The 22,528-nt window shown below is 56.2% G+C and carries 21 protein-coding genes, 1 rRNA gene and 1 other RNA gene; 10 read left to right on the top strand and 13 right to left on the bottom strand.

Features of this window, described 5'->3' with window-relative positions; all coding sequences use genetic code 11:
• Positions 1 to 575 (bottom strand): 16S ribosomal RNA (locus QT231_RS17265); the annotation flags it as partial.
• 563 nt (positions 576 to 1,138) lie between these two features.
• On the opposite strand from QT231_RS17265, the gene QT231_RS17270 reads away from it, so the two are divergent.
• Entirely contained in the window at positions 1,139 to 2,164 is a 1,026-nt protein-coding gene (locus QT231_RS17270; protein WP_308338076.1) for an aspartate carbamoyltransferase, read from the top strand.
• A gap of 36 nt (positions 2,165 to 2,200) precedes the next feature.
• Here QT231_RS17270 and ruvX read toward each other — a convergent pair whose 3' ends face one another.
• The 4 genes from ruvX to QT231_RS17290 form a co-directional block, all read right to left on the bottom strand.
• Entirely contained in the window at positions 2,201 to 2,656 is a 456-nt protein-coding gene (gene ruvX / locus QT231_RS17275) for a Holliday junction resolvase RuvX (RefSeq protein ID WP_308338077.1), read from the bottom strand.
• Positions 2,656 to 3,213: a YqgE/AlgH family protein gene (locus QT231_RS17280; protein ID WP_308338078.1), complete on the bottom strand. Its 558-nt coding sequence runs from the start codon at positions 3,211 to 3,213 to the stop codon at positions 2,656 to 2,658. The genes ruvX and QT231_RS17280 overlap by 1 nt, the downstream gene beginning before the upstream one ends.
• A 72-nt stretch (positions 3,214 to 3,285) precedes the next feature.
• Positions 3,286 to 4,242, bottom strand: a complete 957-nt coding sequence (gshB, locus tag QT231_RS17285; RefSeq protein ID WP_308338079.1) for a glutathione synthase — start codon at positions 4,240 to 4,242, stop codon at positions 3,286 to 3,288.
• Positions 4,243 to 4,319: 77 nt separating this feature from the next.
• Positions 4,320 to 5,012, bottom strand: coding sequence for a S1-like domain-containing RNA-binding protein (locus tag QT231_RS17290; protein WP_308338080.1), 693 nt, complete (start codon positions 5,010 to 5,012; stop codon positions 4,320 to 4,322).
• Between the two features lie 171 nt (positions 5,013 to 5,183).
• Between QT231_RS17290 and QT231_RS17295 the strand changes: the two genes are divergently transcribed.
• Both QT231_RS17295 and QT231_RS17300 read left to right on the top strand, forming a co-directional pair.
• Positions 5,184 to 6,812: a sodium:solute symporter gene (locus QT231_RS17295; protein ID WP_308338081.1), complete on the top strand. Its 1,629-nt coding sequence runs from the start codon at positions 5,184 to 5,186 to the stop codon at positions 6,810 to 6,812.
• Entirely contained in the window at positions 6,805 to 7,338 is a 534-nt protein-coding gene (locus tag QT231_RS17300) for a hypothetical protein (protein ID WP_308338082.1), read from the top strand. Before QT231_RS17295 ends, QT231_RS17300 begins: the two co-directional genes overlap by 8 nt.
• 24 nt (positions 7,339 to 7,362) lie before the next feature.
• Here QT231_RS17300 and QT231_RS17305 read toward each other — a convergent pair whose 3' ends face one another.
• Genes QT231_RS17305 through QT231_RS17315 form a run of 3 tightly spaced genes read right to left on the bottom strand, consistent with a single transcriptional unit; the run spans position 7,363 to position 9,107 of the window.
• On the bottom strand, positions 7,363 to 8,127 hold the full coding sequence (locus QT231_RS17305; RefSeq protein ID WP_374694408.1) for a 16S rRNA (uracil(1498)-N(3))-methyltransferase: 765 nt from the start codon (positions 8,125 to 8,127) through the stop codon (positions 7,363 to 7,365).
• Positions 8,128 to 8,142: 15 nt separating this feature from the next.
• Positions 8,143 to 8,643, bottom strand: a complete 501-nt coding sequence (gene secB, locus QT231_RS17310) for a protein-export chaperone SecB (RefSeq protein ID WP_308338084.1) — start codon at positions 8,641 to 8,643, stop codon at positions 8,143 to 8,145.
• A gap of 41 nt (positions 8,644 to 8,684) precedes the next feature.
• Positions 8,685 to 9,107 (bottom strand): rhodanese-like domain-containing protein, encoded by a 423-nt coding sequence (locus tag QT231_RS17315; RefSeq protein ID WP_308338085.1) that lies wholly within the window; start codon positions 9,105 to 9,107, stop codon positions 8,685 to 8,687.
• Between the two features lie 367 nt (positions 9,108 to 9,474).
• Between QT231_RS17315 and gpmI the strand changes: the two genes are divergently transcribed.
• From gpmI to QT231_RS17330, 3 genes are all read left to right on the top strand, one after another.
• On the top strand, positions 9,475 to 11,040 hold the full coding sequence (gene gpmI, locus QT231_RS17320) for a 2,3-bisphosphoglycerate-independent phosphoglycerate mutase (RefSeq protein WP_308338086.1): 1,566 nt from the start codon (positions 9,475 to 9,477) through the stop codon (positions 11,038 to 11,040).
• 5 nt (positions 11,041 to 11,045) lie between these two features.
• The gene (locus tag QT231_RS17325) at positions 11,046 to 12,182 is read left to right on the top strand and encodes a peptidoglycan DD-metalloendopeptidase family protein (protein WP_308338087.1); all 1,137 of its coding nucleotides are present in this window, start codon (positions 11,046 to 11,048) and stop codon (positions 12,180 to 12,182) included.
• Between the two features lie 134 nt (positions 12,183 to 12,316).
• The gene (locus QT231_RS17330; protein ID WP_308338088.1) at positions 12,317 to 13,633 is read left to right on the top strand and encodes a S41 family peptidase; all 1,317 of its coding nucleotides are present in this window, start codon (positions 12,317 to 12,319) and stop codon (positions 13,631 to 13,633) included.
• A gap of 10 nt (positions 13,634 to 13,643) precedes the next feature.
• Here QT231_RS17330 and QT231_RS17335 read toward each other — a convergent pair whose 3' ends face one another.
• The 4 genes from QT231_RS17335 to QT231_RS17350 all read right to left on the bottom strand — a co-directional run bounded on the left by QT231_RS17335 (position 13,644) and on the right by QT231_RS17350 (position 18,204).
• Positions 13,644 to 14,891 (bottom strand): UbiH/UbiF/VisC/COQ6 family ubiquinone biosynthesis hydroxylase, encoded by a 1,248-nt coding sequence (locus QT231_RS17335; RefSeq protein ID WP_308338089.1) that lies wholly within the window; start codon positions 14,889 to 14,891, stop codon positions 13,644 to 13,646.
• A gap of 34 nt (positions 14,892 to 14,925) precedes the next feature.
• Entirely contained in the window at positions 14,926 to 16,155 is a 1,230-nt protein-coding gene (gene ubiH / locus QT231_RS17340; RefSeq protein WP_308338090.1) for a 2-octaprenyl-6-methoxyphenyl hydroxylase, read from the bottom strand.
• Between the two features lie 94 nt (positions 16,156 to 16,249).
• Positions 16,250 to 17,590: a Xaa-Pro aminopeptidase gene (gene pepP, locus QT231_RS17345; protein WP_308338091.1), complete on the bottom strand. Its 1,341-nt coding sequence runs from the start codon at positions 17,588 to 17,590 to the stop codon at positions 16,250 to 16,252.
• A 35-nt stretch (positions 17,591 to 17,625) separates the two neighbouring features.
• Entirely contained in the window at positions 17,626 to 18,204 is a 579-nt protein-coding gene (locus QT231_RS17350; RefSeq protein WP_308338092.1) for a YecA family protein, read from the bottom strand.
• Between the two features lie 288 nt (positions 18,205 to 18,492).
• Between QT231_RS17350 and QT231_RS17355 the strand changes: the two genes are divergently transcribed.
• The 3 genes from QT231_RS17355 (at position 18,493) to QT231_RS17365 (ending at position 19,712) form a co-directional block, all read left to right on the top strand.
• The gene (locus tag QT231_RS17355) at positions 18,493 to 18,792 is read left to right on the top strand and encodes a cell division protein ZapA (RefSeq protein WP_308338093.1); all 300 of its coding nucleotides are present in this window, start codon (positions 18,493 to 18,495) and stop codon (positions 18,790 to 18,792) included.
• A gap of 92 nt (positions 18,793 to 18,884) precedes the next feature.
• Positions 18,885 to 19,067: non-coding RNA, 6S RNA (gene ssrS / locus QT231_RS17360), on the top strand.
• 30 nt (positions 19,068 to 19,097) lie between these two features.
• On the top strand, positions 19,098 to 19,712 hold the full coding sequence (locus QT231_RS17365; RefSeq protein WP_308338094.1) for a 5-formyltetrahydrofolate cyclo-ligase: 615 nt from the start codon (positions 19,098 to 19,100) through the stop codon (positions 19,710 to 19,712).
• Positions 19,713 to 20,157: 445 nt separating this feature from the next.
• On the opposite strand, the gene ilvA is transcribed toward QT231_RS17365, so the two are convergent.
• Entirely contained in the window at positions 20,158 to 21,672 is a 1,515-nt protein-coding gene (gene ilvA, locus QT231_RS17370) for a threonine ammonia-lyase, biosynthetic (protein ID WP_308338095.1), read from the bottom strand.
• A 172-nt stretch (positions 21,673 to 21,844) separates the two neighbouring features.
• Between ilvA and rpiA the strand changes: the two genes are divergently transcribed.
• Positions 21,845 to 22,519 carry a ribose-5-phosphate isomerase RpiA gene (rpiA, locus tag QT231_RS17375; RefSeq protein ID WP_308338096.1) on the top strand — a complete coding sequence of 225 codons (675 nt, stop codon included), beginning with the start codon at positions 21,845 to 21,847 and terminating at the stop codon, positions 22,517 to 22,519.
• The last annotated feature ends 9 nt before the right edge of the window (positions 22,520 to 22,528 follow it).

Genomic DNA, 22,528 nt, shown 5'->3' on the forward strand with positions numbered 1-22,528 from the left:
TACGCGCGCTTTACGCCCAGTAATTCCGATTAACGCTTGCACCCTCCGTATTACCGCGGCTGCTGGCACGGAGTTAGCCGGTGCTTCTTCTGCGAGTGATGTCTTTCCTGATGGGTATTAACCACCAGGCGTTCTTCCTCGCTGAAAGTGCTTTACAACCCGAGGGCCTTCTTCACACACGCGGCATGGCTGGATCAGGGTTGCCCCCATTGTCCAATATTCCCCACTGCTGCCTCCCGTAGGAGTTCGGGCCGTGTCTCAGTCCCGATGTGGCTGATCATCCTCTCAGACCAGCTACGGATCGTTGCCTTGGTAAGCCATTACCTTACCAACTAGCTAATCCGACATAGGCTCATCCAATAGCGGGAGCCGGAGCCCCCTTTCTCCCGTAGGACGTATGCGGTATTAGCCTGGGTTTCCCCAGGTTATCCCCCACTACCGGGCAGATTCCTATGCATTACTCACCCGTCCGCCGCTCGTCAGCGGGTAGCAAGCTACCCCTGTTACCGCTCGACTTGCATGTGTTAGGCCTGCCGCCAGCGTTCAATCTGAGCCATGATCAAACTCTTCAGTTTACAATCATTGTGATCCTTACTCGCTATCGACGGACTAGCCGAAAACAGCAAAAGCGAATCAAACTTGGCTCAAGGTTCAAACGAATTCATTCAAACTTTCGTTCTCATGACCGCTTGCCTTGATATTTGGTGATTTGTCACCAACGTCAGCAAGCGCCCACATGAATTACCTGATCAAATTGTTAAAGAGCTGTTTCGCTGCGGCGGCTATTAAAACCATCCTGCAAACCGTTGAACTGGCTTGCCTCAGCGAGGAAGGGGTATTCTACGCATTTCCTGGTGTTTGTCAATCGCTGTTTTATTTAGCGAGTGAAGCGAGCGATACAGACTGCTCTAACCTCCTGACAAACCAAGGCTTTTACACCTTATGCACCGCTGGTAACGCTTGGCGTCCCCGGCAGCGGATGCGTACTTTACGGATTCGCTGCCGGGTTGGCAAGTGGTTTTGTAGAAAAATTACACATCCCCTGCCTTGGCGGAATGAAACCCCTTCGGTACCAGCCTGATTGACGGTTACACTAGCGTTATCTACCGCTCTTTCCACCACTGTGCCGAGGATCGCTATGAGCCACCACTTATTAACTGTCGACTCATTAAACCGCGAAAGCGTAGACCACTTACTGCGTGTGGCTGCGCGTATGGAGCCGATTGCTCAGCGACGCCAGGTTACTCGCGTCTTAGAGGGGGCAGTACTCGGCAATTTGTTTTTTGAGGCCAGTACGCGGACACGGGTGAGTTTTAATGCTGCCTTTTGCCGTTTGGGTGGCAGCGTATGCGACACCACCGGCTTTACCTTCTCCTCCATGGCGAAGGGGGAGTCGCTATACGATACCAGCCGTGTAATGAGCGGTTACTGCGATGCCATTGTCATGCGCCACCCCGACCAAGGCTCGGTGGCTGAGTTTGCCGCGGCAACCAATGTACCGGTGATAAATGGCGGCGATGGCCCTGGCGAGCATCCCAGCCAGGCACTGCTTGATCTTTATACCATTGATAAAGAGTTTCAGCGCCTAGGCAAATCGCTTAGCGGTGCACATATTCTGCTCACCGGCGATTTGAAGTATGGCCGTACCGTGCATTCACTGATTAAGCTCTTATCACTCTATGGCCCGCTACGTATTACCCTGGTATCTCCGCCGGGACTTGAAATGCCTTCCAAGCTGATTGATTTGGTAGCGTCTCGCGGTCACCGCATTGAGCAGCGCGAATCACTGGCCAGCGACTTTGCCGATCTAGATGTGGTGTACACCACGCGCATCCAAAAAGAGCGCTTTACCGATGAGATGAATGAGAGCTTTCAGGGGTTGTCCGATGACTTTATGGTTAATCGTGATTTTCTCGACCACCGCTGCAGTCAAAGCACGATCGTGATGCACCCACTGCCCAGGGATAGCCGGCCCGGTGCGAATGATTTAAACCTAGACCTTAACGGCGACCCGCGCTTGGCGATTTTCCGCCAAACCGATAACGGGATTCCCATGCGGATGGCGATTTTCGCAACGCTGCTAAACGTCGATAAACTGATCGAGCAAGATCTACGCCCTGTGCGCTGGTACGTACCAACTCAAACGGGCACGCTGGATCGTTAAAGCCCAAAGAGTTGAGAAGAGAACGTAAAGATAGGGTTATAGGGACAGACGCCCGCCAGGTAGACCTTCCTGGTGGGCAAACCAGCCCTCAAGGATAAGAATAGCTGCAATGCCATCGACACTATCCTGACGGTAATTGCCTTTATGACCCGCCTCGCGAGCGATCATTTTCGCCTCCCGCGTGGTGCCGCGCTCGTCGACCATCTCACACGGTTTGCCGTAACGGCCATGCAGACGATTGCCAAACTTGCGCGCGCGAATACTCATATCTGACTCGCTACCGTCCATATTCAGCGGCAGCCCCACCACTAACAGATCCGGTTGCCACTCGCTGAGAAGCCGTGACACGACATTCCAGTCGGGAATACCGTCCCGAGCCGTCAAGGGAGTCAACTCCCGAGCACTGCGCAGTAGCTCGTTGCCCACCGCCACACCGATACGCCGGGTGCCATAGTCAAAGGCCAGAATTAAGCGCTGTCCCGCCACGGCCATCAGGCGTGCCCCGCGTCTCGGGTCATTAGGTTAAGATCGACGCCGAGTAAACCAGCCGCTGCGGTTAAACGCTCAATGGGCGGGGTATTGAAGAGCACGCTGCTCTGGGCTTCTACCGTTAGCCAACTGTTCTCTTTCAACTCCTCTTCCAGTTGCCCCACTTCCCAGCCCGCGCAGCCCAAGCAGACTAAAAAGTGCTCTGGCCCCTCGCCAGCAGCGAAGGCTTGTAGAATATCCAGCGAAGTCGTCAGCGCGATGCCATCCTCCACCTGAATACTGGAGTCCCACTGCTGGCTATCGCCCACATGCAGAATGAAGCCACGGTCTTTATGCATCGGCCCGCCGTAATAAACCGGCGCATTGCGATGCGGGCTTGCTTCGCCGCCCAGCTCCAACTGATCAAACAGCGCTTCAAGGGTGATCTCTAACGGTCGGTTAGTAATCACCCCCATGCAGCCATTGTTATCATGATCGCAAAGATAGATCAGACTACCGGCAAAATTAGGATCTTCTAAGTGTGGCATGGCCATCAGAAAGTGATGTTTCAAACTTTGCATGCGTCTCCCACTGGCTGCTGGTGTCCCAGCAGGCGTAGCGTAATAAGTGTCATTATAAGAGTGAAGCCGTGCTTAGGCTAAGCGGCGTTCAATGGCATCAAGCAGTAAACCGGCGATATTGGTGCCGCGCTGATCGTCAATTTCCCGTACGCAAGTGGGGCTGGTGACGTTGATTTCAGTAATATAGTCACCGATCACGTCGAGGCCGACAAACATTAAGCCTTTTTCACGAATCATTGGCTGTACTTGCTGAATTAACCAGCGGTCACGATCAGTAAGCTCACGACTCACGCCCCGCCCACCAGCGGCTAAATTACCGCGGGTCTCCCCCGCTGAGGGTATCCGCGCCAGACCAAAGGGAACGGGTTCACCATCCACCAACAGAATACGCGTGTCGCCATCCTTAATTTCTGGCAGGTAGCGCTGCGCCATAATTTGCCGCTGGCCACGCAAGGTCAGTTGCTCAATCACCGCGCCGATATTGCGGCCTTCAGGGCCAATGTGAAAAATACCGGTGCCGCCCATGCCATCCAGCGGCTTAAAGATCACATCACCGTGTTCCGCATGGAAGGCGCGCAGCACATCATCGCGGCTGGCTACCAGCGTAGGTGCACAGCACTGGGGGAACTGCTGGGCAAACAGCTTTTCATTACACTGCAACAGCGCCGCCGTGGGGTTGACCACCAGCACACCTTCGCGCTCAGCAAAGCCCAGCAGATGCACAGCGTTGGTAAAGTCGGCGTCCACAGGCGGGTCTTTGCGCATCAACACCACATCCAGCTCGACTAGCGGGCGCGCAGAGGGCTCGCCTAAATCGTACCAGTGATTCGGATCACGATGCACCGCTAAGGGTCGCATACGTGCGTAGGCTTGCCCCGCATTTAAGAAAAGATCTTCCTGCTCCATATAGTGCAGGGTATAGCCTCGCTCCTGGGCGGCCCAGAGCATGGCCATAGTGGTGTCTTTCTTGTAAGCGATGTCGCTGATGGAATCCATCACAACGCCGAGATGCAGATTTGATTGGCTCATCGGGGGCACTATCCAAACATGAACAATAGAGGCTCAGTATGCCGCACTGCCCGCTAGGCTCCAACTGCCCTAACTAACTACTCGCTAAGCGCGCCGGGCACCAAGCGGATAGCATCAGGTTCTAAGGTGATCAACTGCTGCTTGTAAAGCCGCCCAATGGCCTGTTTATAGGCGCTTTTGCTCACCCCTAAACGGGCTTTAACTTCGTGAGCAGGGCTTTTATCACCCAGCGCCAGATAGCCTCCGCTCTCACGCAGCGCCTGCATTATCTTATCGCCTACCACATCCAAGCGAGCGGCACCGGGCGGTAGTAGCGAGATATTCAGCCGCCCATCTTCACGGCGCTGCTTTACATAGCCCTTCACGGATTGGCCACGGCGCAGCGGCTGAGTAACGTCGTCCTGGTAAATAAGCCCCCAGTAACGGTGATTGACCACTACCTTCATACCTAGATCCGTGCGATCCGCCACCATCACGGCAACTTCGTCGCCTTTTTCTAACGCCCAGGCGTCATCGGTTAGAAAGCGATCCAGCTTCATCGACGCCACGGGACGTCCCTGGTCATCGCTATAAAGCATGACCAACACGCGTTTGCCGGGATCAGGGCGAAAGTGCTGCTCACTAAAGGGTAGCAACACATCCTTCGGCTGGCCCCACTGCAAAAACGCGCCGATGTTATTGACGGCTGTAACCGTTAGGTACGCCACTTCACCCAACTGGGCGGCTGCATCGCTGGCGGATCGAGGGGATGAGTGTGACTCACGCACCATGGGTAACGTCCTTCAAGAAAATAGAACAACATTATGGCGCCTAGGAAGCACAGGGCAAAGCAAGATGGCGCTTTTTAGTCGTTGAACCCATGTCTACCCGCTGTAAAAGCAAACACGTCACAACCTGCTACTCTCAAAACACTAGACAAAATTAAGTATAGGGGAGCGAACATGGAAGGGTTCACGCTTTTTGATACGGTCGTTTTGATTGGTTATATCAGTTTAATCGCCTGGATCGGATCGCGATTCGGTAAAGATCAGCACAATCCCGAAGACTATTTTCTAGGCGGTCGCAAAATCCCTGGCTGGGCCATTGGTCTTTCGGTCATGGCGACCCAAGCCAGCGCCATCACCTTTATTGGAGCGCCGGGCTGGGGTTTCGAGGGTGGTCTTGAACGCCTGGTGACCTTTATCAATGTGCCCCTGGCCATGCTTGTATTGATCCTGGTGTTGGTGCCAATTTTCCACCGTGCGGGCATCTATAGTATCTACGAACTGCTGGAGCGGCGCTTCGGTTCGGCAACACGTACCCTAACTGCCCTGCTGTTTCTGATTGCTCGCGGTCTAGCTACTGGTGTGGTGCTCTATGCGCCAGCGCTAGTGCTGGCAGTCGTTACTGGCTGGAGCGTTAACCTCACCATTATCATTATGGCGGTGCTGGCTATTAGCTACACCGTGATGGGCGGTATCAGCGCGGTGATCTGGACTGACGTGGTGCAAATGTTCGTGCTCTGGCTAGGCGCACTGTTAAGCATCCTCTTTTTGGTAACCAGCCTGCCAGGGGGTTGGAGTGACGTTTTCAGCTTTGGTGCCGCCAGCGGGATGTTCAATGCCATCGACCTGTCCCTCGATCCCAGCGTGACCTACTCGCTATGGGCAGGCTTACTCGGCGGCTTTTTCCTCCATGTGGCCTACTTCGGCACCGACCAGAGCCAAATCCAGCGTGTGCTCTCCAGCCCCTCAGTGCTCGATGCTCAGCGCTCACTGCTGATCGGTGGCTACCTACTGATTCCACAGATGCTGCTGTTCCTGTTTATTGGTGTCATCCTGGCCACCTACTATCAGCAACATGGGCTGACGCCACCTGAAAACCTCAACGAGTTACTGCCCCGCTATGTTGTCAGCGCCTTTCCCTCAGGCATGGCCGGGCTGGTGATTGCTGGGGTATTTGCTGCGGCGATGTCGAGCCTCGACTCGGCGCTCAACTCACTTTCGGCGGTGACTGTACGAGATTTCTATAGCCGTTATATCAAACCCAATGCCAGCGATGCGCATTACTTAAAAGCGTCACGAATGGCCACGGTTTTCTGGGGGCTTTACGCCACCCTATTTGCTTTTTTCGCAGGTAATCTTGGCCCTGTGATCGAGGCGGTTAATCAGATCGGCTCATGGTTTTATGGGGCTTTGCTCGGCACTTTCTTATTGGCAATTCTCAGCCACCGCTCCAATGCACGGGGGGCGATGGCTGGGCTAGTTGCCGGTATGCTCTCCGTATGGGCCGTCTCTTCGCTACTCGATATCTCCTGGCTGTACAACAACACGGTAGGCGTAGCCATTTCGATGAGTGTTGGCTATCTCGTTAGCCTAACGGCACCCGCACCCAGCCAAGACCAGCTAAGCGATGTGATCATGGCCGAAGCTGCGCCGGATATGCAGGCAGTGCTGGCCGCCAGAGCCGATAACGCCGAGGTGATTGGCAAGGAAGCGCGGTTAACCCGTCGTCGCTGTATCGGCCTATTCGCTTGGTTTTGCCTCATGCTGGGCATGCTAGCGCTGCTGCAGGGATGGGCGAATGGCTGAGCGTCTAACACTTTTCAGGCAGATTGACGAAGATGCCGCCAAAAAGCGGCTACAACGCCTGGGCGCAAAGGCCTGCGAGCCTGCTTGGGTCAGCCTCTGGGCGGCAGCATTAGGGCTGCCAAATGGCACCCCAGGTGCTTGGCTACTCTACGCACAGGAAATGCGCCGGGCGCTGCTATTGGTGGGGACTGAACTACCCGCTCAGCCCACTACAATCAATACTGAGCTTAGAATTGAGAGCGGTCTGCCGCCATCGCCAGAAGTACTGAACCGACTGTGGCTTTGGGAGCGTATGGCGACACCACGCCATTGGCGAATCCAAGTGCTGGATAGCGCACCAACGTCAATATGGTTGCCCTGCTGGCTGGGTTATCACCGTGGCCGACACCATCGCTTGACGGTGATCAGCGGGCTATCCGGGGAGCCGCTACCGATGCTTAAACCCATCGTGCTAGAGGGGCTTCAGCAAGCCTATTGGAATGAACAGGTTTCAACATCAAGTGAGCGAAGGAGAAAGGCGGTTTGATTCTGTTTTGGCGATAGTGAGTACTTACAAATCACCAAAGTAGTGCTGTAGAAGGGATAGTGCTACCACTGGCGCCGTCTCCGTACGCAGCACCCGAGGGCCAAGTGTCAGCGGCATAAAGGCAGCGGTTTGGGCAGCGGCGATATCGCTCTCGCTCAAGCCACCTTCCGGGCCAATCAGCAGCGCCACCGACGCCGGACGGTCTTGGCGGTCAAAGGCACTGCCGGTCGCCAGATGCAGCATCAAGCGCAGCGGCTCCTGGCGCTCGCCCAGCCATGCTGATAACGGCATCGGCGGATGCACTGGGGGCACCACCGCGCGGCCACTCTGCTCGCAGGCACTGGCCGCCACGGCCTGCCAATGCGCTAGCTTCTTGTCTTCCCGGTCACCTTTCAAACGCACGTCACCCCGCTCGGTATACAGCGGGGTAATCGCCGCAACGCCCAGCTCGACGGCCTTCTGGATAGCATAATCCATTCGGTCGCCTTTAGAGATAGCTTGCCCCAGGTGGACGGAGAGTGGCGATTCACCACTGCCCGACCATACCGCCTCAACTCGCGCTAGCGTCTGCTTGCGGCTAACGTCCGCTAAGCGCACCCCCGCCTCAAGACCTTGGCCGTCAAATAGCACCAGCGGCGCGCCTTCACCCATGCGCAATACACGGGTAATGTGGCGCGCTGGGCCGTCGGGCAGGGCGACGTCACTGCCCGCTACGAAAGCTGCAGGCACGTAGACACGTGGCATTTTGCCATGCAGGGCGTACCAATCAGCGGCTTGCGTTTCTGGCATGGCTTCTGACATCGCTTAGTGGGTGTTTTCGGCGGCTTGCTGGGCTTCGCGCTGCTTACGTTGGGCGTACATCGCTTCGAAGTTAACCGGCGCCAGCATCAGCGGCGGGAAACCACCACGGTTGACCAGGTTATCCACGCATTCCCGGGCGTAGGGGAACAGCAGGTTAGGGCAGAAAGCTCCTAAGGTTTGATCCAACTGCGCCCCTTCAATACCGGCGATACGGAACAGACCCGCCTGCTCGACTTCGGCCAGGAACGAGGTAGTACCGGTTTCGTTATCGTTCACCTGGGCAGTCACCTTGACCACCACTTCATACTGATCATCAGCAATTTTAGTGCTGGTGGTATTGAGATCTAGGTTCACCTTGGGCTTGAACGCCTGCTTAAATACCGAAGGCGAATTAGGCGCCTCAAAAGAAATATCTTTTACGTAAATACGCTGCAGCGAGAATTTGAGCTGCGGCTTTTCGTCTGCCGCGGCGCCCGCCTGCGGGGTGTTGTTATCTTCCGCCATGAGAAAACTCCTGATTGTCCATTAAATAAAGGTAGCGTTGCTTACTTTTTAACCACCGGAAGGCCGTCGCCTTGCCACTGCGCCATACCGCCTCTCAACTTATAAGCACGTTCAAAGCCTGCTTTAGCGAGCTTGGCCTGTGCGGCACCAGAGCTCTGGCCGTGCTTGCACACCACGATGATCGGCTGGGCTTTCACTTTATCCAGTTCGCTCATGCGGCTATCGAGGTTGCTTTGCGGAATGTTCCGCGCCCCCGCGATATGCCCGGCTTTGAAGTCTTTGTTTTCGCGGATATCCAGCACCACCGCGTCTTCGCGGTTAATAAGCTGAGTGGCCTGCGAGGCGGTCAGTGCATTGGTCGAGGCACTGCGCGTTTCATAAATGATCCACGCTATCAGCACCAGCAAAAATGCCCCAACCAGCAGGGGGTGGTTCTGTACGAATTCGAACACCTGATCGATCATCGCGAACACAATCTCTTGGTCTATGCAGAAAAAAGCGGCCTAACCGCTGCCAAAACGCGATAAGTATACACGTCAGATAGCTTCCCGCGCAGGTCAGGAGGCTGTCCGGCTTGGCCGATCGTCGCGAGAAGCACGGATTTTGAGCCAAATTTATCGATCGATTGAGGCGAATAGCGCGCTATTTAACGAAATTGATCGACTAAAGTTGGCCAAAATACCGGGATTCGCAGTAGATCAGTGTTAAGCCGGACAGGCTCCTAAATCATGACGCCTGGCAGTTGCCTGCGTTATGATGCCCCAAGCGTGCGCCTGTCGCGACCCCGAATTTTCGAGTCGTTCGGCTTGCCAATCTTAACGAGGTTTTTTTATGGATACTTCTCGCACCCCGCGCCCCGTGGCACTGATTATTCTCGACGGCTACGGCCACAACCCCGAGAGCGACCATAATGCAGTGGCCGCTGCCCACACGCCGACGATGGATAAGCTTTGGGAAAGCCGTCCTCACGCCTTCGTTCACACCGACGGCCTTAACGTGGGGCTCCCCGAAGGCCAGATGGGCAACTCTGAAGTCGGCCATATGAATATTGGTGCCGGCCGTATCGTTTATCAGGACTTCACCCGTATCAGCAAGGCGATTGAAGACGGCGACCTGGATGTTAATGACAACCTCACCCAGCCGATTGACGACGCTGTCGCCAACGGTCGACCGGTACACTTAATTGGCCTGCTCTCCCCCGGCGGCGTCCACAGCCATGAAGACCACTTTATTGCCATGGCTGAACTGGCCGCCCGCCGTGGCGCCCAGCGTATTTTTATTCATGCCTTTCTCGATGGTCGCGATATGCCGCCACAAAGTGCATTGGCCTCCATAGAGCGCGCCAATGCTCGCCTGGCTGAACTGGTAGGTGCTGATAATGGCTTTGTTGCCTCGATTATTGGTCGCTTCTACGCCATGGATCGTGACAACCGCTGGGAGCGCGTCGAGCAAGCCTACCGCCTGCTCACCGATGGCCAAGCGGAGTACTACGCCACCAGCGCTGAAACCGCGCTACGCGATGCCTACCAGCGCGGCGAAACCGATGAATTCGTTGCGGCTAGTAGCATCCCCCTCAATGACAACCCTATTACCTTAGAAGATGGCGATGCGGCTATTTTCCTAAACTTCCGCTCTGATCGCGCCCGTGAGTTGACCCGCGCCTTTGTCGAAGCTGATTTCAAAGGCTTCGAGCGTCGGGCATGCCCTAAGCTCGCGGGCAAAGGGCTGGTAATGATGACCCAGTACGCCGCTGATATTCCTGCGCCTGCCGCTTTCCCCCCGTCGGATCTTAATGACACCCTGGGGGAAGTCGTCGCCAAGCGCGGCTTGAAGCAGCTACGCATTGCCGAAACCGAGAAGTACCCCCACGTGACGTTCTTCTTTTCAGGCGGCAATGAAGCCGAGTACGAGGGCGAAGAGCGTATCCTGGTGCCCTCACCCCGTGATGTGCGCACCTACGACGAAAAACCGGAAATGAGCGCTTTCGAGATTACCGATAAGCTTGTCGACGCCATTGACGGAGGCAGTTTCGACCTGATCGTTTGTAACTACGCCAACGGAGACATGGTCGGCCACACCGGTGATTTCGACGCCGCAGTAAAAGCCATCGAGACCGTCGACACCTGCGTAGGCCGTGTTGTTGAAGCCATCGAGCGTGCAGGCGGCGCCTGTTTAATCACCGCCGACCACGGCAACGCTGAACAGATGGTTCACCCCGAAACGGGTGCACCGCAAACCGCTCATACCACTTTTGTGGTGCCGCTGATTTACGTTGGTGAACGCCCGGCCTCGCTTGAGGAGGGCAAGCTATGCGACCTGGCGCCCACGCTGCTGAGCATGATGGATCAAGAACAGCCCGAGGCAATGACCGGTCAACCACTGATTCATTATAAATAGTGCCCATGCGGCCGTATTTAGCCCTGATACTCTTGCTGGCATTAAGTTATGCGCCAGCAGGTTTCGCTCAGCCGGATGAAGGGGCGGCGCGCCAGCAGTTGGATGCGATTGGCCAAGAGATCGAGTCCGCTGCCCAGCGCCTTCGTGCAACTGGCGAGGCCCGGGACAGCGCCGAACGCGAGCTTAAGGAAGTTGAAACCAAACTTGCCGAAACCCATCAGCGATTAGACGCACTACAAGCTGAGCGCCGCCAGCTGAATGATGAAACTAACCAGCTCCGCCAGCATCGTGACCGGCTGGAGAGCGAGCGTGCCGATCAGTACGCAGCGCTAGGCGAGCAGCTATCAGCACTTTACCGCCTTGGCCCAACGCCGCAGCTCAAACTGCTACTTAACCAGGGCGACCCGGCCGAGCTTGATCGCATGCAGGCGTATATGAATCGGCTGACCGAAGCACGCAATCGGCGCTTAAATACAATCGCCCGCCTCGATACAGCGCTCGCCGATACCCAGAAAGAGCTAAACGAGCGAAAGGCCCGCCTGGATACGTTGGCCGATGAGTTAGAAGAGCAGAGCGCGCTGCTAGCTCAGCGCACTACCGAACGACGCGGCGTTGTTGCCAACCTGGATGACCGCTACGGCAGTGAAGAGGAGCGGTTGGCCGACCTCAACCAGAGCCGCGAAGAGGCCGAACGCATGCTGCGCAATATCCAAGCGGAAATGGCAAGACTTGCCGAACCCACGCCCACTACGCATATTGTCAGTACTCAAGGCGACTTGCCTTGGCCGGTACAGGGATCAATCAGTAGTAATTTCCATCATCGCGACGGCGTGCATTACAACGGTATAGTGATTCAGGCCAGCGCAGGCACGCCGGTCACCGCGGTACACACCGGTCGTGTGGTATTCGCCGACTGGATGCGCGGGTTTGGTAACTTGCTGATTATTGACCACGGCGACCAAATCATGACGCTGCATGCCCACCTGCAGCAGTTCAGCGTCAGGCCAGGACAGCAGGTCAGCCGCGGCGATGAAATTGGTCGTGTCGGCGATAGCGGTGGTCAAACCCGCGCCGCACTCTACTTTGAAGTTCGCCGCGGCGGGGAACCAATTAATCCTCAGCGTTGGATTGCGCGCCGTTGACGGGATAAGCTGCACTACTATGCATGTGCACTACTATGCATGATTAATGTCTTAGCTTTTATTGTTATTACACACTTATGTTCCAACTAACGGGTGACGCACACTGACGCCACCTATCGCCCTGCGGAGTCTGCATGACGCTATCTGTTACCGGGGTATCAGCCCCCGCCAAGCGCTTCTTGGCTACCCTGCTGCCGATTGCCTTACTGTCGGCCCCGCTACCGCTGCTCGCCCAACCAGCCGGTAGCGGGGGGGCGGGAGAGCCACCCTACGACCAGCTCCCTCTGGAAGATATTCAAACCTTCGCCGAAGTGTTTGAGCGTATTAAGCGTGCCTATGTTGAGGAGGTCGATGACAGCACGCTGCTACGTAACGCTATGCGCGGCATGCTCAGTGAGCTCGACCCTCACTCCGCCTATTTGGATGAGGAAGAGTACCAGAGCCTGCGCGAGTCGACTCAGGGCGAATTTGGCGGTATCGGTATCGAGGTAGGCACCGAGAATGGTCAGCTCATGGTGATTACACCTATTGATGACACCCCAGCCTCCCGCGCTGGGCTGCTTTCTCGCGATATTATCGTCGCCATTGACGGCACCCCCACCGACAGCATGTCGCTACAAGAAGCGGTGACCCTAATGCGCGGCGAGCCGGGCACCGACCTGCGTATTAGCATACTGCGTTCAGGCGAAGATTCGCCGCGGGAATTCACCCTGACCCGGGAAATTATTCGCAGCGAGAGCGTTAAGCACGAGTTGCTCGAGCCCGGTTACGGCTACCTGCGTGTCAGCCAATTCCAATCGCGCACACCAGAGCAGGCCCGGGAGGCGCTAGAGCGCATGGGTCGCGAACAACCGCTAGAAGGGTTGATACTCGATTTACGGAATAACCCAGGCGGTGTTTTGCAGGCCGCGGTAGGCATCGCCGACCTGTTCCTGGATGAGGGTTTGATTGTGTATACCGAGGGGCGCCTCTCGGATACTGAGATGTCGTTCTCAGCCTCACCCAACACGCCCGCTGCCGATGTTCCGCTGGTGGTGCTGATCAATGGCGGCAGTGCTTCAGCAGCGGAAATTGTCGCCGGTGCGCTCCAGGATCAGCGCCGCGGCGTGATTATGGGCACCGACAGTTTTGGTAAGGGATCAGTGCAGCAGATTATGCCATTAGGCAATGGCGAAGGGCTCAAGCTCACCACCGCGCTCTATTACACCCCCAACGGGCGCTCTATTCAGGCCCAAGGCATTGAGCCCGATGTGGACGTAGTGCGCGGCCGTTTGGAAGTGGCCGAGAGCCGGCGTGAAATCCGCGAAGCCGACCTCGAGGGTCACCTTAGCTCGCAGCAGGCGCCCCGGGATCGTCAGGAAATGGCCGAGCGGCTACTCAATGATTATCAGCTCAGCGAGGCACTGAATCTGCTTAAAGCGCTCAACGTAGTTGATCGCCAGCGGCGCTAACGACAACTTTTTAGTAACAACTGAGCGGCAGGCGGCCGCGCTCTCCGGTCGCCTGTCGCATCAATACCCGCTTCAATGGCACCAACTGATTCATTCCGCTCATGCCCAGGTTGCGTGCCAGGGTAAGCGCGGGGTCATGGCTACCAAACAGCACTTTAAAGCCCTTCATTAGTCCCAGCATGGCGCTGTTATCAAAGCGCCGACGACGCTCATAGCGCCGCAAGGTGCTTAGCTCTCCCCAAGGAGCGCCGCGCTGCCAGGCATGCACCACCTCTTCTGCCAAAACCGCCGCATCCATCAGTCCTAGATTAACGCCCTGGCCCGCCAGCGGATGAATACTGTGGGCGGCATCCCCCACCAATGCGAAATGTGGCTGCACATAGTGGCGGGCATGGCGCTGCACTAAAGGGAACCGATGGGCCTTATCGCAGACCGTGACCTCACCTAGGCGGTGGCCAAATGCTTTACCCAGTGCCTCCCCAAGGGCTTCACGGGGCAATTCACTAAGCTCAGCGGCATGCTCAGGGGTGGTCGACCATACGATGGAGCAGTAATGATCATTACCCTCCACGGTTAAAGGCAGGAACGCCAATGGTCGGCCATCGATAAATGCTTGCCGAGCTGTTCCGCCATGGGGTTTCACACACTGTACTGTCGTTACCACAGCGTCTTGCTGCATATCGTCACTGACCACCGCAATACCCGCCATTTCCCGCAGCACCGAGTGGGCGCCATCAGCAGCCACTATCAATGGCGAATGGAGTTGGCGGCCATCATCAAGTACCAACCAGTTGCCACTACTACCCTGCAGGGCCTGCAGGCGAGCGCCAAAATAGGTTGTGACGTTGGGATGGCCTATCACGTGGTTATTCAGTGCGGCCAGCGTGACCGTATTCTCAACAATATGGCCGAGCACTGCCACTCCCGCCTCGTCCGCAGAGAAAGCGATCTCACCACTCCCTTCGGCATCCCATACGTGCATACCTCTATAGGGAGTGACCCGGGTTTTTTGCATGGCAGGCCAGGCGCCGAGATGCATCAGCAGACGCTGGGAGACGGGCGTCAGCGCGCTTACCCGTGGGTTGGGCAGCTTATTAATGGTATTTTCGAGGCTGAGCGGCGCTGGCTGAGCCTCAACAAGTGCCACCTGCATACCCGCTTGAGCTAGCAGCGCGCATAGCGCGGTGCCAACCATACCGCCGCCGACAATGATCGCCTCATAACTTTCCACCGACGGTGTCGCTGATGATGAGCTCATATCTATAGCGTTCCTGTTGTAGTGGCCAATAGTGTTAGCGTTCCAAACCCATGGCGCGCCGGGCCAGTCCTCGCCGCAGCGGCCCAACCAGGTTCAGGCCGATTAACCCCGCTGCGCGGGCATGGGGCAGCAGTGGGAAAGAGAACCCAAACAGCCGCACCAGGCCGTCGCTAAAGCGAATCACGTTGGCGCGATCTCGGGAGCGCTGCTTCTCAAAGGCTTGCAGGGTGGTTATATCACCTAGCGGCCGCTTGGCCTGCACGCCCTGCTCCAGCGCTTCGACAAGATCCATCACTCCGCGCAGTGCCAGGTTAAACCCCTGCCCCGCGACCGGATGCAAAGCGTGGGCCGCGTTACCTAATACTGCCAGCCCTGGCCGCACCGGTTCTTCAGCGGTGACTAGTGAAAGCGGGTAGGTGTGTCGGATGCCTACCCGGGTAAACCGCCCCACCCGATCTCCGAACGCGCGCTGAAGTTGCAGCAGAAATTCGCGCTCGGGTAGCGCCATGCGTGCTTTCTCGCCGCCGCTGGGGTGCGTCCAGATCAGCTCCATGGCCTGGCCCGGCAGTGGCAATAGCGCCATTGGCCCTTGTGCGGTAAAGCGCTCGTAAGCCATCCCACCATGGGGCTGGCTCACGCCGACGTGAGCGATAAGCGCTGTTTGCTCGTATGATTCATGGCGACTGCCAATGCCTAGCTGCTCCTTGAGTCCTGAGCGCCCTCCATCGGCCAATACCGTTAGCCCTGCGGTTATCTGGCTACCATCTGAGAGCTGAAGATGATGCCCACCGGCCACAGGAGTAAGCTGTTCGACTTTTGCCGGGCAGTGCCATTCCAGTGGCAGTTGGGCAAGCCGTTGGTGCAGTACCCGCCCCATCCACGCGTTGGGAATAACATGGCCCAGCGCTGCGACGCCCAACTCGTCAGCACTCAGCCGTGTCGCGCCTAAACGGCCACGCTCACTGATATGAATGCGCTTGATAGGTGTGGCTTCGTCGCGCATTGCTTCCCACACACCCAACTGCTGGAAGCGCTGAGCCGAGCCTTCTGCAATTGCACTGGCTCGGGCATCAAAACTGGGCTGCCAGGTAGTTTCCTGCGGCTGAACAGCCATAGGTGCCGGTTCAATGATTGCCACACGCCAGCCATAGCGCTCAATCAGCGGTGCCAGGGCACAGCCTAGGCTGGCGCCGACCAAGCCACCGCCCACAATCACAATGTCGTGCGTCAACGCTTCCCTCGCCGCTGGCTTAGATTGTTGCATTGGCTTCTCCCGCCCACGATCCCACTTCGCGTAAAAGTAATAATAATTTCGTAACGTAATTTACATAAAGATCATTGTGAGACCTTATGACTGGTTACTTTTTAGCCATTAATGCTTCGATTTCAACGATCTGTTTAGGCACATCGGCGGTGAGTACTTCATGACCTTCATGAGTAACAACGACATTGTCTTCAATACGAATACCGATGCCCTGATAGGCGTCAGGAATATCGTCATCGCTAGGAATATACAGACCTGGCTCTACGGTAAGCACCATGCCTGCGACCAGTGGCCGGGGCGTTTGCTCATCCAGCCGGTAAGTGCCGACATCATGTACGTCCAGCCCCAACCAGTGTGACGTTGAATGCAGGTAGAAGCGCCGATAGCTCTCGTCATCGATGCGCGCCTGAACCTCGCCTTCCAGCAGGCCTAGCTCAATTAGCCCGGCGGTTAAGTCGTTCACCACACCCTGATGGATATCAGCAAGAGTGGCCCCCGGCTGGACGGCGCTAACAGCGCGCTGCTGGGCATTGAGCACTACTTGGTAGAGCGCCCGCTGAGCATCACTGAACCGCCCGGAGACTGGAAATGTGCGAGTGATATCGCCGGCATACAGCTCAAACTCGGCTCCCGCATCGATTAGCACCAAGCCGTTTTCACTCAGCGGCGCGCTGTTTTCAATATAGTGCAGTACGCAGGCGTTGGCACCGCTGCCCACAATCGTACTGTAGGCGGGGCCGCTGGCGCCTTGCCAGACAAATTCATGCTCTAACTCGGCCTGGAGCTGAAATTCATACAGCCCAGGGCGAGCTACCTGCATGGCACGCCGGTGAGCATGAGCAGAGATCAACGCCGCATGCCTAAGCAGAGCAATTTCAGCGTCGCTTTTGATGAGTCGCATGGCGTGAATCAACGGGCTAATATCCAACCAACCTTTAAGCGGCGGCCGACCGCGTCTAAGCCCAGCCTGGGCATCACTTAAGGCGTCTTCAGCGACGCTCACCGCTTCGGGGTTATCCAGCGGCAAGTAGAGTAGTTCGCGCCCCGCCAACAGCGTGAGTAGCTGCTCGTCGCGGTCGGCGTTTTCGAATGCCTGTTCAATGCCGTGCTCTGCCATGACACCCGCGGCGCCCAAACGTCGTCCTGTCCATGCTTCCATGGTGGGGTCACGATCCTGACAGAACACCACGCTTTCACCCTCAGCGCGCCCTGGAAGCAGCACCAGTAGCGCATCCGGTTCGCGTATGCCGGTCAGGTAGTAAAAATCGCTGTTTTGACGAAAGGCAAATTCACTATCCCGTGAGCGGGTCACCAGCCCGGCGCCGGGGAGCACCACCGCAGCGTTATCCGGCAGTTGGGCCATTAAGGCGTCACGGCGCTGGCGATACTCAGCCACGCTGATCGCAGGGGGGCGAGGTAACATTTCGGGCCGCATAGAGGCTCCTAGCATAAAGGTTCAGATAGAGGCAATTAATGTACGGGCGCGTCGGTTTGCTCGACTTGCGGCATCCCTGGGTGCTGCTCCGTATACAGCAACATTGCGGCCATGCGGGCATGCTCGGTTAGCGCAAACAGGTCGTTCTCGTTTTCGGGGCTGTCGTCGATATCAGTATCTATCCGGCCCAGCGCTTCCAAGTCTTCAATCGCTTCACGCAGTGCTTGTGACCAGCGCTCACGCAGCTCGTTGTCGACCACTTCATCGATCACTTCGCTAAAACCCAGCGTCCATTCTTTAAGGCCCTGAGCCTGCTCGCCTAGCGAGAACAGCTCGTCAGGCAGCAGTGGCGCAAAGTCCAGGTCACTGGCGCTAAGCGCCTCTAAGGTTTGCCGCCGCCAGCCTAACAGCCGCTCGGCACTTGCCTGATCGCGAGGCTGCTCAACGCCCAGGCTCTGGCAGACTTCGTCCAACCAAGCCTCTGCACTAACATCGCGAAGCGCCAACAGTGCGCATAGGCGGCCATCCAGAAAAGCCGGTGACTGCATGCTGCCATGCAGAAGAAAAACATCCGCCACGTCAGAGAAGTCCTGACGCTCATCAATCAATGACATAGTCGTTAATAACCTCGTATTCACTGGGTGTATGGCACATCTGGAGTTCGGCACGAGGGCAGGTTTCCGTGGGGGCGCTGTGACCCCATCCCTGGGCGCTACTTTCGCCAACCCTGGGCGAAAGCCCCTAGCTTCAACCTGCCCTCGTGCTCCTTGGATAATATATGTAACCGAGATCTCTGCGCGTTGACCGCGCATAAGCGCCTCTCTTATAGTGAGCGAGACCTATCTTCCTATGCTGTGATGTTAACGCATTGGGCCCCTTGCTGGCCCGTGCTGGAGTCTTTGATGAGCAACGCCAAGCGGCCAACCAAAGAAATAACCCTGTTAGGGCGCGGCTATATCATTGCCTGCGACACGGGCGAAGAAGCCAAACTTGACCGTGCCGCGCGCTACTTAGACCGCGCCATGCAGGGCATCAATGCCCAAAGCAGCGTGCTGGGGAGTGAGCGCGTAGCGATCATGGCAGCCCTCAATATCACCCACGAGCTGCTTGAAGCCATGGATGAACAGCGTGCCGGTGAAGAGAATCTGAACCGGCTAAATGAGCGACTTGAGCGGGCACTGGCCAAAACACGCCACTCCTAGGCCGTGTTTTAAAGCGCTGTATACGACCTAAAAGCCCAGCGAACGTTTAACCCAGCCCTTTGGCATTAGCCGCCGCTCTGTTAGGATGGCGGGGTTCTCTGGGGTGTACGCCAGTCGTTATAGTCCCTCGAGCCTATGCGTAATACCCAGGGGGCCAAATGCTAGCCAGGCCCGTGTGCATGTCCGTGCGTCGGAAAGCCTGACGGTCTGGCTGCGGCCACCCACCTGAACCAGTAGGTTCAGGGCCAGAATGACAGCGGCACTCTGGAGAACACCCAACCTATAGGGTATGAGAGACCATCTGCATGGAAAGCCTCCATCGGGACGTCGATAAACGCGCACTGCGCCGTTTTTTACGTCATCAACGCCGAGCCCTTTCTCAGCATGAGCAGCGTCTTGCGGCGCAACGCTTGTGCAAACAATTGAAATCCCTGCCTGAAATTCGTCGCGCACAGCGCTTAAGTCTTTACCTGCCCGTCAACGGCGAAATTGATCCTACCCCGCTACTTCCCTGGCTGCGCCAACGTAATGTCGATATTTACCTGCCGGTTTTACGCCCGTTTAGCGCTAACCGCCTGTGGTTTGTAGCCTACCGACCTGACACCCCAATGGTGAAAAACCGTTTTGGTATTTGGGAGCCTGACGTGCGATTCAGCGCACAGCGGCGTAATCGGCTACCGACCTGGGCACTGGATACGCTAATTGTGCCGTTAGTGGGATTTGATGCTAACGCTAACCGCATGGGGATGGGGGGAGGGTTTTATGATCGCAGCTTGGCGTTTATGCATCGGCCCGGCCCGTCACCTACCTTGATTGGCGTCGCCCATGCCTGCCAGCAAGTGGCTTCGCTGCCTGTGGAGCCATGGGACGTGCCCTTACAGGTAGTCGTCAGTGACCAAGGCTGCTTTCGGCGTCGATAGCTGTTCTTAAAACTGGCCACAAAAAAGGGCCGACCCAATAAAGGATCAGCCCCTTTCGTCTGATATCTGTCACCTTATCGGTGCTAACGTATAGTGGCAAACTTGCAGGGTTTAGCTTCCCGATAACGCCTGCGCATAACCGGTAGCCAGCACCCCTAATGCAAACACCACCATCAACGCCATTACCATATCAGGCTTCTTCCGCCGCATGCCGCTTCTCCAACACCTTTGCCGTTACCGAATGTGCTAAATCCACCATGCTTTTACTGCTTTTAAAGGGTGGCAGATTTGCTTAATTTCGCTCACGACTATAGGGCTATTAGCCCCCCGTTGACAACTGGTTTAGCGGCATTTTTTAGCCTCATTTCTAAAGATTAAGTTACGTTACGGTGTTAGCAGCTCTGACGTTTAAGGTAAGCAAGCACTTACATTCAGTAGTGAATGATTAAGCCATAAACAGTCGATAGGCCGGATTATCGCTTTCGCGCCAATAGCGGTAGCCAATGGCGTCTAAATACTCAGCCACATGGGTGCGGTCACCGTTAGGCACTTGCATACCCACCAATACCCGACCATAGGCCGCACCATGGTTGCGATAATGAAACAGCGAGATATTCCAGTCGTGTGGCAGTTGGGTCAAAAAGTTCATCAACGCGCCTGGGCGCTCGGGGAACTCAAAGCGGTACACTTCTTCTTCAAAGCGTTCGCTGGGGCGACCGCCGCTCAAGTGGCGAATATGCAGCTTCGCCAACTCGTTATCGGTCAGGTCTTCCACTTGGTAGCCGCCTTCACGCAGCTTGTCGATGACTGCCTGGCGGTCTTCGCCACCGGGCTTCACCTGGACGCCCACATAAATATGCGCTTCATTGCTATCGGCATATCGATAGCTGAATTCAGTGACCATACGCTTGCCTAGCGTGCGGCAAAACTTTTTAAAGCTGCCGGGTTTCTCGGCAATGGTCACCGCCAGAATTGCTTCGCGCTGTTCGCCTAGCTCCGTGCGTTCGGCGATGTGCTGTAAACGATCAAAGTTGGTATTGGCGCCTGAGTTAATGCACAGCAGCGTCTCGCCTTCAGCACCGGTCTGCTGCACGTATTTCTTCAGCCCCGCCAGCGAGAGCGCGCCGGAGGTTTCCGCCACCGCGCGAGTATCCTCAAAAATATCTTTTACCGCCGCACACATTTCATCGGTATTGACGGTGATAACACCGTCGATCAGATCTTTGACCAACGAAAACGGCACTTCGCCGATTTGCGCGACCGCGACTCCTTCGGCAAACACGCCTACTTGATCAAGCACCACGCGTTCACCCGCATCTAAGGCTGCTTTAAGACAAGCACTGTCTTCGGCTTCGACACCGATCACTTTGATATCCGGACGCAGATATTTGACGTACGCCGCCACGCCAGCAATCAGCCCGCCACCGCCAACCGGCACAAAAATGGCATCTAAGCGCCCTGCGTGTTGGCGCAGAATTTCCACCCCGATAGTGCCTTGACCGGCCACCACATCGATATCGTCAAATGGCGGAATATAGGTGTAGCCGTGCTCTTTAATCAGTTCCTGGGCATGCTCGGCGGCAGCGGCGAAGGCATCCCCTTTGAGGATGACCTTGGCGCCTCGGGCGCGAACCGCCTGGACTTTGATATCTGGGGTGATGCGCGGCATCACAATGACGGCTTTGACGCCCATCAGCTTCGCGGCCATGGCCAGCCCTTGGGCATGGTTACCGGCGGAAGCAGCAATCACGCCTTTATCTTTTTGCTCCTGCGATAGCTGCGCCATTTTGTTATAGGCGCCACGGATTTTGAACGAAAACACCGGTTGTAGGTCTTCGCGCTTAATCAAAATCTGGTTATTAAAGCGACGCGACAAAAAGGGTGCAGGGGAAATCGGGGTCTCACAAGCGGCTTCATAAACGCGGGCTTGGAGGATCTTTTTGACGGTTGCTTCTAGCATGCGGGTATCCCAAGGGAAGAACGTGAACGGACAAAGTATTTATTGGTAGCAGATTACGCCTAGCGGCGTCTAGCCGCGTTGCCATCGGCAGGCAGCGTTTAGATCGCTATACTAGCGCCACTCGCTCTTTTCTGACTAACTCTCTTGCAACTAATCATATTTTGGAATGACTATGAACCAGGATGAACTGAAGGCTGCCGTAGCGGATGCAGCGATTGAAGAAATTAAATCTCAGTTGGAAAAGGATACCATCTTAGGTATTGGCACCGGCTCCACGGCGAATCTGTTTATCGATCGCCTAGGCCCCCTGCGCCATCACTTCAAAGGCGCAGTAGCCAGCTCAGAAGCGAGCGCCGAGCGTCTTGAGAATCTGGGCATTGAGGTGTTTGAGCTTAATAGCGTTGGCACAGTACCCTTTTATATTGATGGTGCAGACGAAGTTAATGCTCACTTACATATGATTAAAGGCGGTGGCGCTGCGCTTACCCGGGAAAAAATTGTGGCGGCCTGCGCGGAACGTTTTATCTGCATTGCAGATGGCTCAAAGTACGTGCCCCAGTTAGGTAATTTTCCGCTACCGGTAGAAGTCATCCCCATGGCACGCTCCTATGTCGCCCGCGAGCTTGTCGCACTTGGCGCCGAGCCGGTTTATCGCCAGGGGGTAGTCACCGACAACGGTAACCAAATTATCGACTGCTATGAATTTATGATCGCAGATCCGGTAGCCATGGAAGCACGTATCAACGCTATTGTCGGCGTAGTGACCAATGGACTGTTTGCTGCCCGCGGCGCGGATGTTCTGCTGCTGGGCAAAGAAGATGGCGTGGAGCGGATTACGCTTAAATAAGAGCGCTCA

This window comes from Halomonas sp. SpR1 (genome assembly GCF_031010175.1).
Taxonomy (GTDB): domain Bacteria; phylum Pseudomonadota; class Gammaproteobacteria; order Pseudomonadales; family Halomonadaceae; genus Vreelandella.